General features: G+C 64.0%; 18 protein-coding genes. 14 read left to right on the top strand and 4 right to left on the bottom strand.

Translation table 11 applies throughout. From position 1 onward, the window contains the following. Positions 1-54: 54 nt before the first annotated feature. From LOY37_RS16650 to LOY37_RS16630, 5 genes are all read left to right on the top strand, one after another. Entirely contained in the window at positions 55-564 is a 510-nt protein-coding gene (locus LOY37_RS16650; protein WP_258715309.1) for a sigma-70 family RNA polymerase sigma factor, read from the top strand. Continuing rightward, positions 561-1,508 carry a FecR domain-containing protein gene (locus LOY37_RS16645; RefSeq protein WP_258715308.1) on the top strand — a complete coding sequence of 316 codons (948 nt, stop codon included), beginning with the start codon at positions 561-563 and terminating at the stop codon, positions 1,506-1,508. Before LOY37_RS16650 ends, LOY37_RS16645 begins: the two co-directional genes overlap by 4 nt. Positions 1,509-1,644: 136 nt before the next feature. Beyond that, a complete protein-coding gene (locus tag LOY37_RS16640) occupies positions 1,645-1,926 on the top strand; it encodes a hypothetical protein (protein WP_258715307.1) in 282 nt (93 codons plus the stop codon). Beyond that, positions 1,913-2,185, top strand: coding sequence for a hypothetical protein (locus LOY37_RS16635; protein ID WP_258715306.1), 273 nt, complete (start codon positions 1,913-1,915; stop codon positions 2,183-2,185). The genes LOY37_RS16640 and LOY37_RS16635 overlap by 14 nt, the downstream gene beginning before the upstream one ends. Positions 2,186-2,330: 145 nt before the next feature. Next, entirely contained in the window at positions 2,331-2,909 is a 579-nt protein-coding gene (locus LOY37_RS16630; protein WP_258715305.1) for a thioredoxin family protein, read from the top strand. A 22-nt stretch (positions 2,910-2,931) separates the two neighbouring features. Here LOY37_RS16630 and LOY37_RS16625 read toward each other — a convergent pair whose 3' ends face one another. Both LOY37_RS16625 and LOY37_RS16620 read right to left on the bottom strand, forming a co-directional pair. Next, the gene (locus LOY37_RS16625) at positions 2,932-4,446 is read right to left on the bottom strand and encodes a PLP-dependent aminotransferase family protein (RefSeq protein WP_258715304.1); all 1,515 of its coding nucleotides are present in this window, start codon (positions 4,444-4,446) and stop codon (positions 2,932-2,934) included. Between the two features lie 36 nt (positions 4,447-4,482). Further along, positions 4,483-5,016, bottom strand: coding sequence for a hypothetical protein (locus LOY37_RS16620; RefSeq protein WP_258717204.1), 534 nt, complete (start codon positions 5,014-5,016; stop codon positions 4,483-4,485). A gap of 100 nt (positions 5,017-5,116) precedes the next feature. Here LOY37_RS16620 and LOY37_RS16615 point away from each other — a divergent pair, with 100 nt between their 5' ends. Further along, positions 5,117-5,587, top strand: a complete 471-nt coding sequence (locus LOY37_RS16615; RefSeq protein ID WP_258715303.1) for an FAD/FMN-containing dehydrogenase — start codon at positions 5,117-5,119, stop codon at positions 5,585-5,587. A 170-nt stretch (positions 5,588-5,757) separates the two neighbouring features. Here the strand turns inward: LOY37_RS16615 and LOY37_RS16610 are convergent, their stop codons facing one another. After that, positions 5,758-6,213 (bottom strand): Lrp/AsnC family transcriptional regulator, encoded by a 456-nt coding sequence (locus LOY37_RS16610; protein ID WP_258715302.1) that lies wholly within the window; start codon positions 6,211-6,213, stop codon positions 5,758-5,760. A gap of 98 nt (positions 6,214-6,311) precedes the next feature. Between LOY37_RS16610 and rarD the strand changes: the two genes are divergently transcribed. Then, positions 6,312-7,241 carry an EamA family transporter RarD gene (rarD, locus tag LOY37_RS16605; RefSeq protein WP_093381383.1) on the top strand — a complete coding sequence of 310 codons (930 nt, stop codon included), beginning with the start codon at positions 6,312-6,314 and terminating at the stop codon, positions 7,239-7,241. Here rarD and LOY37_RS16600 read toward each other — a convergent pair. Next, positions 7,205-8,212 carry a GlxA family transcriptional regulator gene (locus tag LOY37_RS16600; protein ID WP_213603958.1) on the bottom strand — a complete coding sequence of 336 codons (1,008 nt, stop codon included), beginning with the start codon at positions 8,210-8,212 and terminating at the stop codon, positions 7,205-7,207. The two genes, rarD and LOY37_RS16600, sit on opposite strands and share 37 nt — an antisense overlap. 127 nt (positions 8,213-8,339) lie before the next feature. Here LOY37_RS16600 and LOY37_RS16595 point away from each other — a divergent pair, with 127 nt between their 5' ends. The 7 genes from LOY37_RS16595 (at position 8,340) to LOY37_RS16565 (ending at position 12,537) form a co-directional block, all read left to right on the top strand. Then, positions 8,340-8,552, top strand: coding sequence for a PLD nuclease N-terminal domain-containing protein (locus LOY37_RS16595; protein ID WP_038995826.1), 213 nt, complete (start codon positions 8,340-8,342; stop codon positions 8,550-8,552). 73 nt (positions 8,553-8,625) lie between these two features. Beyond that, entirely contained in the window at positions 8,626-9,147 is a 522-nt protein-coding gene (locus tag LOY37_RS16590; RefSeq protein WP_258715301.1) for a GNAT family N-acetyltransferase, read from the top strand. Next, positions 9,144-9,707 (top strand): hypothetical protein, encoded by a 564-nt coding sequence (locus LOY37_RS16585; protein WP_093381389.1) that lies wholly within the window; start codon positions 9,144-9,146, stop codon positions 9,705-9,707. The genes LOY37_RS16590 and LOY37_RS16585 overlap by 4 nt, the downstream gene beginning before the upstream one ends. 86 nt (positions 9,708-9,793) lie before the next feature. Continuing rightward, the gene (locus tag LOY37_RS16580; RefSeq protein ID WP_258715300.1) at positions 9,794-10,453 is read left to right on the top strand and encodes an HD domain-containing protein; all 660 of its coding nucleotides are present in this window, start codon (positions 9,794-9,796) and stop codon (positions 10,451-10,453) included. Positions 10,454-10,513: 60 nt separating this feature from the next. Further along, positions 10,514-10,825, top strand: coding sequence for an NIPSNAP family protein (locus tag LOY37_RS16575; protein ID WP_258607281.1), 312 nt, complete (start codon positions 10,514-10,516; stop codon positions 10,823-10,825). After that, a complete protein-coding gene (locus LOY37_RS16570) occupies positions 10,825-11,733 on the top strand; it encodes a LysR family transcriptional regulator (RefSeq protein WP_258715299.1) in 909 nt (302 codons plus the stop codon). The genes LOY37_RS16575 and LOY37_RS16570 overlap by 1 nt, the downstream gene beginning before the upstream one ends. A 78-nt stretch (positions 11,734-11,811) precedes the next feature. Further along, a complete protein-coding gene (locus LOY37_RS16565) occupies positions 11,812-12,537 on the top strand; it encodes an IclR family transcriptional regulator (protein ID WP_038995818.1) in 726 nt (241 codons plus the stop codon). Positions 12,538-12,545 lie beyond the last annotated feature (8 nt).

Genomic DNA, 12,545 nt, shown 5'->3' with positions numbered 1-12,545 from the left:
GAGTATTAATTAGAATCAATCTCATTTGAGTCTAATCCATCCAGGTGCGTTGACATGAGCGAAGCGGCGGGCCCCACCGAGCAGACCCTGCAGGGCCTCTACCGAGAGCATCGCAGTTGGCTGGAGCGCTGGCTGTACCAGCGCCTGGGCAACCGCTGGGATGCCGCCGACCTCAGCCAGGATACTTTCCTGCGGGTGCTGGCCAGCCCCCAGGTGCTGAGCGAACTGCGCGAGCCGCGGGCCTACCTGCTGACGGTTGGCAAGCGTTTGCTGGTCAACTTCCACAAGCGCCGCAGCCTGGAGCGTGCCTACCTCGAGGCTCTGGCCAGCCTGCCCGAGGCCCTGATGCCTTCGCCAGAGCAGCGTTGGTTGCTGCTGGAAACCCTGCAGGCCCTGGACGAACTGCTCGACGGTTTGCCGGCGGCGGTGCGTCGGGCGTTTCTCTGGTCGCAACTTGAAGGCCTGAATTACGCACAGATCGCCGAGCGCCTGGCGCTCAGTGAACGTACGGTCAAACGCTACATGGCCCAGGCTTATGAGCATTGCCTGCTGGTTGAACTATGAGCCGCACCTTCAGCCGCGAAGCCCGGCAACTGGCGCGCACCGCCGCGCACTGGCTGGCCTTGCTCGATTCCGGGCAGGCCAGCGCCGAGGATTTGCAGCGTCTGCAGCACTGGCGCGCGGCCAATGCCCAGCACGAGCAGATCTGGCAGCGCGCCGAGGGCTTGCGCCAGCGTTTCCAGGACGTGCCGCCAACCCTGGCCATGGCCAGCCTCGACCGTCCCGAAGCCAACCGTCGAACCCTGCTCAAGCAAGGCCTGGCCTTGGCGCTGGTGTTGCCCGCCGGCTGGCTGCTTGGCCAGCAGGTGCCGCTGCAGGCCCTGCGGGCCGATCTGCGCACCGCTGTGGGCGAGCGCCGTGGCGTGCGCCTGGCCGATGGCAGCTTGTTGCAGTTGAACACGGCAACCGCCGTCAACCTTGACCTTGCTCACCAGCGCCTGACCCTGGTCGAAGGCGAAATCGCCCTGAGCGTCAGCCGCGCCCAGGCGCTGCACGTTGACCTTGGCATGGCCCGGGTGAGCGTCGGCCAGGCCCAGGTGTGCCTGCGGCGCGACGCCGAGCAGTGTCGCATCGCCGTGCTCCAGGGCGCAGTGCAGGTGCAGCCGCGCCAGGGCCCGGCGCTGGCCTTGCAGGTCGGCGATCAGCTGACTATCACCGCCGACGGCAGTGGCGCCATGGACCGTTTCGACCCCCACCAGCCGGACTGGCGCGATGGCGTTCTGAGTGTCAACAACCAGCCGCTGGCGCAGTTTTTGCTTGAGCTGGCGCGTTACCGACCGGGCTGGCTGCACTGGCAGCCGGCGCTGGAAACGCTGCGCGTCACCGGCACGTTCCGCCTGGATGACACCGATCGGGTGCTGGCCCTGCTGGCGGCCAGCCTGCCGGTAGCGGTACAGGCGCGCAGCCGCTACTGGGTGACCCTGGTGGCCAGGCCTGAAGCGGTGTAAGGCTTAGCCTTGAAGCTGCCCGGACGATGCTAGCAACTGAGCGACGAATGGCAGCTAGAACTGTCATTTTTGTCAGTAGCCCTATCGCGCCAAGATCGTGATGATGCCTACGTTGGGATGGCCAGGGGAGGCGCCAATGAATGAGGTCAATCGCGAACGTCTGAGCTTGTATCGGACTGGTGACCCTATTGCCTTGTATGGCTGCTTTCCGGCCGAGCTGGGGATCATGGAAACCCAGAGTGGCGAAGTCCGTAGTATCGACTGGAAGGCGGGCATATTAAAGATTTACTGCGGCGCTGATGATGAGTGTCGGACCCTGGCGATTGCTGCCATTACGGCGGTGTCAGTACATCCCTCCGAGTGCTGTCAAACAACTGCGCACTCGTTGCGCGAGGAGCTATCCAGTGAGTTCGATTAAAACGAAAGTACTGATGGGTGTGATGGTGATGGCATTGTTGCCAGCCTTATCGTGGGCCAAGGACTTCGAGTGTTCGGCCTATGACCTGAGTATTAACGGAGGCAAAGGGGCGGATGCGCGGCAAACAAATAACGAAGAGTCATCTGGCAGTAACGTTACGGAGGCTGAGAAGAACTATCGTGCTTCCAGACCTGACTATAAGGACCCCACCAAGTTCAGTGTGAGTTGCGTTGAGCGTGAGGTAGAGCCGGAAGAGTAATCACGTTCGATCTGTGTCGCAGGTTCGCACACGTAATAGCCTTGTTTGTGTGCGAGCCTAATCAAGGCCTCTACGTAGTTGATTGCTGACGGTCGCCGAAATGTGCATAAAGTCCTGGCCTTGCATCGATCAGGGAGGTTCGTCCATGAACATCAATTTCAACACAAATCGCCGTCGGGCCCTGGGCATCGCCGCACTGCTGGCCGTGCTGCTGGCGCTGGCGGGCCTGGGCAACCGCCTGTTCGCCGGCACGCCGGCAAGCCTTGAGACACTGGGGCCGATGCCGGAACTGGCCGGCGTCGTGCAGTGGCTCAACTCGCCACCACTGGACCGCGCAGCGCTCAAGGGCAAGGTGGTGCTGATGGACTTCTGGACCTACGAGTGCATCAATTGCCGGCGCAGCCTGCCGCACGTCAACACCTGGGCCAAGCGTTACGCCGACCAAGGCCTGGTGGTGATCGGCGTGCATACGCCGGAATACCCTGAAGAGCGGGTAGTCGACAATGTGCGTGCGCAAGTGACGAAACTGGGTATCGGCTACCCGGTGGCCATCGACAACGACTATGCAATATGGAACGCCTTCGGCAACCAGTTCTGGCCGGCGCACTACATCGTCGATGGCAGCGGCCAGGTGCGCTATGTGCACTTTGGCGAAGGCGCCTACGACACCCAGGAGCAAGTCATCCAGCAACTGCTCAAGGAGCGTGACGGGCAGGCGGGGTGAAGATGTTTGGGTGGCGCTGGCCTCATCGCGGGTCCAGCCCGCTCCTGCAGAGGGCCTTGGCCAGTTGCCGGATTGCGGTTTCGATTTCACTGGCTGTCAGCGATGAATAGCCCAGCAGCCAGCCCTGCTGCTTATGTTCACCGGCATACAAACGGCTGAGCCCGGGCAGTTGCACGCCGGCGCGGGCGGCCAGATTAATGGTGTGTTGCTCTGTCCAGCCTGGCTCGAGCACGCAGGGGATCTGCAGGCCGCCCGGTGGGCGCATGGCGGTGACGACGCCCGCCAGGTGCTTGCCAATCGCATCAAGCAGGCAGGCCCGGCGCCCGGCGTAGAGTTTGCGCATGGCGCGGATGTGGGCGTTGTAGTGGCCGTCGTCCATGAAGCGCGCCAGGGTCAGTTGCAGCACCTGCGGGGTGTGCCCGTCGATGATGCTGCGCGCCGCGCTGAAGGGCGCTACCAGCTCCGGCGGCAAGACCATGTAGCCGATGCGCAGGCCGGGGTAGAGGGTCTTGCTGAAGGTGCCGATGTAGAGGGTGCGCTGCTGGCTGTCCAGGCCCTGCACGCAGGCAGTAGGCAGGCCGTCGTAGTGGAACTCGCTGTCGTAGTCGTCCTCGATGATCCACTTGCCGTTCTGCGCCGCCCAGTCGATCAGCTCCAGGCGTCGCGCAAGGCTCAGGGTCGCGCCTGTGGGGTACTGGTGCGACGGCGTGACGTAGACGCAACTGGCGCCGCTTTGGTCGGCACGCAGCAGGTCGGTGCGGATGCCGTGGGCGTCGACGTCGATCGGCACGATCCGCGCCTGTGCCGCTTCAAAGGCCTTCTTCGCGCCGAAGTAACCGGGGTTCTCCAGCAGGATCGGCTTGCCGGCATCCACCAGCATTTGTGCGCACAGGAACAGCGCCTGGCGGGTGCTGCTGAGCACCAGCACCTGTTCGGGCATCACCTTGGCGCCACGTTCGAGGTTCAGGTAGGTGGCGATGGCCTTGCGCAGGGCTTCGCTGCCCTGCGGGTCGCCGTGCAGCAGGACGTTGCCGCGATGGTCCTTCACGGCCTGGCGCTGCAGGCGTTCCCAGACTGCAAGGGGGAACGAGCGGGTTTCTGGCAGGCCGGTGGCAAAGGCCTTGATCACCTGCTGGTCGCTGACGCCGCCGTTGTCGAACAGTGCCCGTCCGCGCAGGCTCAAGCCCTGGCCGGGCTCGAGATCACTGCGTTTTTGCGCCCCGGCCTTGATGCGCCGTTGCCCGCTGCCACGCAGTTGCGCGCCGAGGTTGTCCGGCACATAACTGCCCGAGCCTGCGCGGCGGACGATATAGCCGTCGCGCTGCAGCTGCACGTAGGCGTTCTCGACGGTGTCGCGGGCGACGCCCAGCGATTTGGCCAGGGCGCGGCTGGCCGGCAGCTTGACGCCAGCGGACAGCGCCCCTTCAAGGATCAGCGCGCGCAGCGCACGCTGGATGCGCTGGTGCAGGTCCAGCGCTGCGAACTCGGCGTCATTGACGCGCATCTTCAGGGTTTCAAGCTCGAACGTGGTTGCCATGTGGTCTGCCGCAAGTGAAGAAACTGGCCTGAACGATCAGCGCTTGGCCGCCTTGGCGCGCTGATTCTCGTCGCTGCGCGCCCGTGCCGGGATGTTCTCCAGCGAAGTGGGCTTGTCGGCGATGTTGATCACCGTCCACTCCCAGAACGCGCTGGTCCAGTAGGTCAGTTCACCGTCTTCGAGCAGCAGGTCGTGGCGGCCACTGCTGTTCGGCGCTTCTTTGGCCTGGCGCATCAACGGCACCAGTTGCATGGCGCGTTCGCTGTCGGTGGTCTCCAGTGACAGCGAAACCTGGCGCAGGCGGTCATCCTTGTCGAAGGCCGCTTCGATGCGGCTGACCTCGACGCCCCCGAGTTTGTAGGGTTCGATGCCCGGTACCGGGTCGACAGCCTGGTAGTACTGACGGGGCACGTTGTAGTGCACGCCGTTGATCAGCCAGACCCGGGTGAAATGCCGCTCCATTAGCTCCACGACCTGCGCGCGCGGCATCCCTAGCGTGAACTCGCCAAGGCTCAGCGCCGACCAGGCGGTGGTCGGGAACAGGGCACAGCAGAACAACAATGTCAGCATCCTTGGCACGCCGGGTCCTCCTTGAAATGAGCGCAAAGGGTACTGCAGCCCTCGCATCCACGCTAGGATCAGCAGTCCTGCACTGACAATGAGGTCACCTGTGAAATACGCGATTGCCCTGCTACTGAGCCTGATGCCGTTGCTGGCTGGCGCCGCCGAAGTCGGCGAACGCCTGGCGCCCTTTACCTTGCTTGACCAGCACGACCAGCCCTACAGCCTCAACGCGCAGACCCGCGTGCTGCTGGTGGCGCGCAACATGGACGGTGCCAAGCTGGTCCAGGCCGCCGTCGGTGAGCAGCCCAAGGGCTACCTGCAAGCACGCGAGGCGGTGTTCGTCGCCGACATCCAGCGCATGCCGGCACTGATCAGCAAACTGTTCGCGATCCCGGCCATGCGTGACTACAGCTACCGGGTGCTGCTGGATCGCGACGGCAAGGTGGTTGCGCGTTATCCGGGGGCTGAAGAGAAGGTGCTGTGGATTCAGTTGGAGCAGGGGGTTGTGGTGGGGCAGAAGGAATATGCCAGTGCCGAGGCGTTGGCCACAGCGCTCAAGGCGTTGCCGCAGCCATAGTGGATTTGAATGCAGCGCAACGCTGTGGGAGCAGGCTGGACCCGCGATCGAGCGCGAAGCGGTCGCAATCCAGATGCCACCTGATGGGGAGGCTGAACTGACCCCATCGCGGGGCAAGTCGGGTCGCCGCACCGCCTCTCCCACATAGCCAGTGCAGGCAGGCGCAGATCTTACAGCGGCACCTGCAAGGTCGTCTTGACCCGCTCCAGCACCACAATGGTGCGAAACCACTTCACGTTCGGGTTGTCATGAAACAGGCGCTGGGCGATGTCCTGGAATACGGTCATGCTCGCCACTGTCAGCACCAGCAAAAAGTCGGCGTCGCCGGTGACGTAGTAGCACTGCTGAATTTCAGGTCCCGAGAACGCACGCTTCATGACTTCCAGGTCCGCCGACTGGGTGCGGTCGGCGTGCACCTCGACCATCAGGGTAATCACCTGGCCGACTTTGTCCGGGTTGATCACCGCGGCATTGGCCTGGATTACCCCGGTCTTTTTCAAGCGCTGGATCCGTCGCTGCACCGAGGCGCTAGACAAGTGCACCTGCTCGGCCAGCTCACGCAGGGGCTGGCTGTTATCGCGCTGCAGGGCGGCAAGCAGGGCAAGGTCGAATTCATCCAGGTCCATGCAAAAATTTCTCATCTTGAGGGGTGAAAACGAGGGCACTTATCAGTGGCTGCGGAATAAATTATCACCCTCTGCTGGTCCTCATTAAGGAATTTGCAATGACCGCGCATAACTCCACGTTGGGCGTCGTGCTCAATGTTCTCGCCTCGGTGCTGTTCGCGGTGATGTACGCCTACACCAGCCTGCTCGCGCCCCTGGACGGCGCCGAAATCTATGGCTGGCGGATCCTTCTGACCGTGCCGTGCCTGACCCTGATGGTGATCGCCAGCGGGCACTGGCCGCAGGTGCGGCGGATATTCCTGCGCCTGTTCGAAGAGCGCTGGTTCTGGGCGATTCGCCTGGTTTCGGCGGTGTTGCTCGGCGCGCAGTTGTGGCTGTTCATGTGGGCACCGATCAACGGCTACGGCCTGGATGTGTCGTTGGGGTATTTCCTGATGCCGCTGGTGATGGTGATCGTCGGCCGCCTGGCGTTCAAGGATTCGATCAGCCGCCTGCAACTACTGGCCTGTGCCCTGGCGGCGCTGGGCATCATCAACCAGATCGCCATCGCCAAGGCGATTTCCTGGCCGGTGCTGGTGGTGTCGCTGGGCTATCCGCTGTACTTCTGGCTGCGCCGGGTGACCGACACCAACAACATGGGCGGGCTGTGGTTCGACATGAGCCTGAGCCTGCCGGTGAGCCTGTATTTCGTGCTCAAGGGCGGAGTAGTGCTCGGCCTTGCCGGCGCAGCCTCAAGCCTGCCCTGGCTGGTGCTCGGCCTCGGCGCGATCAGCGCCGCAGCCCTGGGCCTGCAGGCGCTGTCGGCACCACGGCTGAACCTGACCCTGTTTGGCCTGCTGATTTATGTCGAGCCAGTGCTGCTGGTGGTCGCCGCGGTGCTGCTGGGCGACAGCATCGCCCCGGCGCAGTGGCCGACCTATATTGCGATCTGGCTGGCGGTGCTGGTGCTGGTGGTGGAGGGCGGTTTGAGCCTCAACGGCAACCGCCGCGCTTACTCGCCCAGCCGCTGCTCGCGTGAAGGCGGGTAGCCGAAGTAGGCGCAGTAGCACTTGCTGAAGTGCGAGACCGAGACAAAACCGCAGGCAATCGCCACGTCCATCAGCGGCAGGTCGGAATACTGCAGCAGGCGCCGGCTTTTGGTGATGCGCAGTTCCATGTAATAGCGGCTTGGCGAGGTGCCCAGTTGCGCCTGGAACAGGCGGTCGATCTGCCGGCGCGAACGGCCGCTGTAGGCCGCCAGTTGATCGAGGCTGAGGGTTTCTTCAAGGTTGCTTTCCATCAGCTCGACGATGGTGCGCAGTGGCGCGCTCATGGTTTTCTTCTGGCTGCTGTCGACCCGGCGAAAGCGCGCACTGGAAAACGCCAGGATCTCCTCGACGCCCTCGGCCAGCGCTTCGCCATGTTGCAGCTTGAGCAGCGCCAGCATCATCTCTAGCGCGCCGTTGGGGCTGGCGGCGGTCAGGCGTTCGCGGTCGAGCACAAAGCTTGCCGGGGTGATGGTGCACTGCGGGCTGCGCTCGGCCAGGCTTGCCCGTTGTTCGGGGTGGATGGTGCAGTTGTAGCCCTCCAGCACCCCGGCACGGCCGAGAAACCAGGCGCCGTTCCACAGCCCGCCGAGGGCCAGTTGGTGGGCGGCAGCATCGCTCAGCAGCTTGTCCAGCTGCGGGTACTTGAGTGGGGTACGCAGGCCGCCGCAAACAATCAGCATGTCGAGGTTGTCCAGCGCTGCGCGGTCCAGGTGCGCGGCATAAATCTCCAGGCCCAGGTCACTGGTGACCCGCTCGCTGCCCAGGGAAAACGGCGTGCTCAAGAACAGGTTGCTCTTGAGCAGGTTGGCCGTCACCAGTACATCCATGGCCACGGTAAAGCTGGCCATGGAGAAGTTCTCCAGCAGCAAAAAGCCCACCTGGTACGCCGGGGTCGAGGCAGCCTCGGGGTGCTTGAGGTTGAGCATGTTACTAGTGCTGGATTTCTTGCTGAACTGGCGTGGGGTGGGCAAGGCGCGGCTCCGCGAACTGGCAGGTTGAGGCGATGATGCCAGATATTGCCCGGCCCGCAATGGCAATCAGAATGAACCCCGGCTGGCTGCGCACACCTAACCTTCAGAACCCCTCTGGAGGCTACCCATGGAAAACGGTCATATCTGGATCACCCTTGCCGTATTGCTCACCCTGGTCGAACTCTGGGCCATCAAACGCATCATCGGCAGCAAGAGCCGGGCGGATCGCAAGATGTTGTGGATCGTGTTTATCGTCTTTGTACCCGTGCTGGGCCTGATTGCCTGGGCCGTGGCCGGGCCGAAAGCCAGCGCGGGGGTGCCGATTTCGCGGGAGGGTTGACCCGGCGGCTGGCGACAGGGATTGTAGGGGCGACGGCGCATCGTCGCGCCTGCATGACCCAAGGAAGCACTTCATGCCGCTGTTTGAAACCCCACGCCTGCTCGTGCGCGAACTCTCGCGTCAAGACCTGACCGCCCTGACCGCCATTCTCAGCGACCCTGAGGTGATGAAATTCTCGGTGCGCGGTGTCTGCGACGAACAGATGACCGGGGCTTTTATCGACTGGTGCGTGCAGTGCTACGCCAGCTACGGCATGGGCCAATGGGCGCTGGTCGACAAGGCCAACGGCGAGCTGGCCGGTTTTTGCGGCGTCAGCCCGGAGCAGGTCGAAGGGGTAGAGCAGGCCAGCCTGGGCTATCGTCTGGCTACACGCTATTGGGGGCAGGGACTGGCCAGCGAAGCGGTGCGCGGCGTGCTTGAGCATGCGTTCAACGAGCAGCGGCTGGCGGTAGTGATTGCAATTATTGAAGCGGCCAACATTGCCTCCTTGCGCGTGGCGCAAAAAGCCGGCTTCAATGCCTTCGATACTGTGCAGTTTCACGAGCGGCCGGTGCGGGTGTATCGGCTGACGCATCCGCACTGGAAGGCACCATGACCAGCAGCAGACACCTCGACCCGTTGCGCCAGGTCATCCGCCAACAAGCGGTTGCACCCGCACCTGCGCCGTGGCGGTTGACTGGCCAGTTCACCGTCGCCGGCCTGCTGGAAATCGGCTTCGACCGTGACAGCGAGCGGCTGCTGGTGGCTTCGAGTTCAGGCCGCAGTGTGATCGACTGTCGCAGCGGCGAGAAAATCGCCCGCGACCGCACCGACAACCTGGGCAGCGACCATTATCTGGAAACCCGCGGCATCGGCCCGCTCAACGAGCGGGTGATCCGCATGTCGGGCATCCAGGGCGGCGGCCTGCCGATCAGCACCAGCGATGGCTGGGTGGTTGAGAACATCACCCTGGCCTGGCCTGAGCAGCACCTGCTGCTGGTCGAGCCGGGTTCCTGGCTGCATGGCGCGCGCTACAACCGGCCCGCCAGGTTTCATACCCTGGCAATCGAGACCGAAGTGCGTGCCTTCGGGTTTTCCTATACCGGTTTGAGCCTGGTGATCGCCACCGGTGGCGAGTTGCTGATCTATGGCCGCGCGGCGGCTCTTCGCGGGTGAATCGTGTTGCCCGGGTTACGACCGCTTCGCGCTCGATCGCGGGCAAGTCCCGCTCCCACAGATTTCGGTATACAGACCCAATGCTGATGACTACCCAACCTTTCCATCCCTGCCAAGCCCTCGCTGACCTGCTGTTGCCGCACCTGCCGGCGGACAACGGCGATGGCTCTCACGACCTGACGCATATCCACCGGGTCTGGAGCAATGCCCGGCGGATTCAGGCCCGGGAGGGCGGCGATCTGTCCATCCTCCTGGCCGCCACGCTGCTGCACGATTGCGTCGCGGTCGAAAAGAACTCGCCGCTGCGCGCCCAGGCCTCGACCCTGTCTGCGGAAAAAGCTGCCCGGATACTCGCCGATCTTGGCTGGCCCGGCGAGCGCATCAGCGCTGTCGCTCATGCCGTCGCTACGCACAGTTTTTCAGCCGGCCTGGCGCCGGAAACCCTCGAGGCAAAAATCCTTCAGGACAGTGACCGTCTGGACGCCATCGGTATGGTCGGTGTGGCTCGCTGCTTCTACGTCGGTGGGCGCATGGGCTCAGCCCTGTACGATTTCACTAATCCCAGCGCGGCAGGCCGCGACTACCAGGACCGCCAGTTCAGCCTCGAGCACTTTCACACCAAATTGCTGAAACTGGCCTCGGGCTTTCAAACCGGGGAGGGCGTACGCCTGGCGGCCGAGCGGCATCGGCGGCTTGAGCTGTTCGTGCAAGGTTTCATGGATGAGATTGGCGGCCCTCAAGACTGATGCGGGCAGCGCTGGAATCGTGCATTCTCGGCTGCCGAGCAACTTCAGCGAGAGCCACCGATGATCACCTGCTACCTGCGCTACGTCCTCGACCCTTACAAACTCGCCGAGTTCGAACACTACGGCAAACTCTGGATCCCGCTGGTGGAGCGCTTCGGCGGCCAGCACCACGGCTACTTCCTGCCTTCGGAAGGTGCCAACAATATCGCCCTGGCGATGTTCACCTTTCCAAGCCTTGCCGCGTACGAACGCTACCGCCAGGACTCGATGAACGACCCCGAGTGCCTGGCCGCCTTCCAGTACGCCCAGGACACCCGTTGCATCCTCAGCTATGAGCGCTCGTTCTTGCGCCCGGTGTTCGGGCAGGACTGATGAGCACGCTTTTCGACCTGGAACTGTTCGTGCGGGTGGCCGACGAGGGCAGCCTGTCTGCCGCCGCGCGCAGCCTCGACATCACCCCGGCAGCCGCCAGCCTTGCGCTCAAGCGCCTGGAAACGCGCCTGCAGGTACGCCTGTTTGCCCGTTCGACCCGCCAGCAACGGCTCACCGACGAAGGCCGGCGCTACCTCGACAGCGTGCGCCTGGCCCTGGGCGCGCTGGCCGAAGGCGAGCAGGCCCTGCGCGAGCAGGCGCTGGAAATGGGCGGCCTGCTGCAACTGGCGGCGCCCTCTGACTTTGGCCGCAGCGTGCTGCTGGCCTGGCTCGATGCGTTCAAGCGTGAATACCCGCGGGTCCAGCTGCAACTGCTGCTCAACGACCAGGCCAGCGACCTGTACCGCGAACCGGTCGACGTCGCCCTGCGTTTTGGCGTGCCGGCCGATTCCGACATGGTCGCCTTGCCGATTCTGCTCGATCACCACCGCGTGGCCTGCGCCAGCCCCGAGTACCTGGCGCGCCACGGCACGCCCTCGATGCCCCAGGAGCTGGCTGACCATCAGTGCGTGATCTACCAGCGCAACGGCCGGCCCTATGACCTGTGGCGCTTTGCGCGTGGCAGTGAAGTGAACGAAGTGCGGGTGCAGGGCGAATACCGCTGCGATGACGGTGAAGTGGCCCGGCGCTGGGCCCTGGCCGGGCATGGCGTGGTCTACAAGGCCTGGCTGGACGTGGCCGCGGACGTCGCGGCCGGGCGTTTGCAGCGCTTGTTCGGCGACTGGCAGGGCGAGCACGCCCCGGTGTACCTGATGTGCCCGCACCGGGCGCAGGTGACAGAGCGGGTCAAGGCGTTGCAGGGGTTTTTGCAAACACGCTGCCTGCAGTGGGCGGCCAAGGGGCTATAAGTAGGATATTTCCCACTCAATGGGAATCGAGTTTCACCTATTGAGAAAGACTGTGCACCATGGCGCCAAGGAGCACATATGACCTACACCACGCCCACCGATCGCCTGCTGCAGATCCTCGTCGCCCTCGGCCAGGCCAACGAGGCCGTGTCGGCCAAGGAGCTGAGCCTGCAACTGGACCAGCCCCTGAGCAGCACCTATCGGCACCTGAAGACCCTGCTGCGTTGGGGCCTGGCCGAGGACAACGGCCATGGTCGCTACCTGCCGGGCCCGGCCTGCCTGCAACTGGCGAAGAAGTTCGACCGCGAGGCGCTGCTGGTGTCGCTGGCCAAACCCGAGCTCAAGCGCCTGGCCGAACTCAGCCAGGAAAGCGTGGCACTGATGGTGCCGAGCAACGGCCAGGCCATTTGCATCGAACTGATCGACAGCCCGCAGCCGCTGCGCTGCTGTTACCAGAAGGGCCTGGCGCAACCGCTGCGGGTCGGCGCGTCGGCGCGGGTGTTGCTGGCGCACATGGAGCCGGCGCGCAGCCTGGCGATTCTTGAAGAGCAGGGCCTGGAAGCCGAAGCACTGGACAGTTACCGCCAGAGCTTCGTGCAGATCCGTGACCAGGGCTATGCCATCAGCCTCGGTGAAATCGACGACGGCATCTGGGGCGTCAGTGCCCCGGTGCTCGACAGCCGCAACCGCCTGCATGGCGCAATCAGCCTGATGGCCCCGGCCATTCGCGCCCGGCAAAACAGCGAGCGCCTGACCCGCTGGACCTGCGACGTGGCCCTGCGCATCGGTGCGCGGCTGGACTGAATCTACTG

This window comes from Pseudomonas sp. B21-012 (assembly GCF_024749305.1).
In the GTDB taxonomy this organism is placed as follows: Bacteria; Pseudomonadota; Gammaproteobacteria; order Pseudomonadales; family Pseudomonadaceae; genus Aquipseudomonas.
This window is presented reverse-complemented; position numbering and strand designations above follow the sequence as displayed.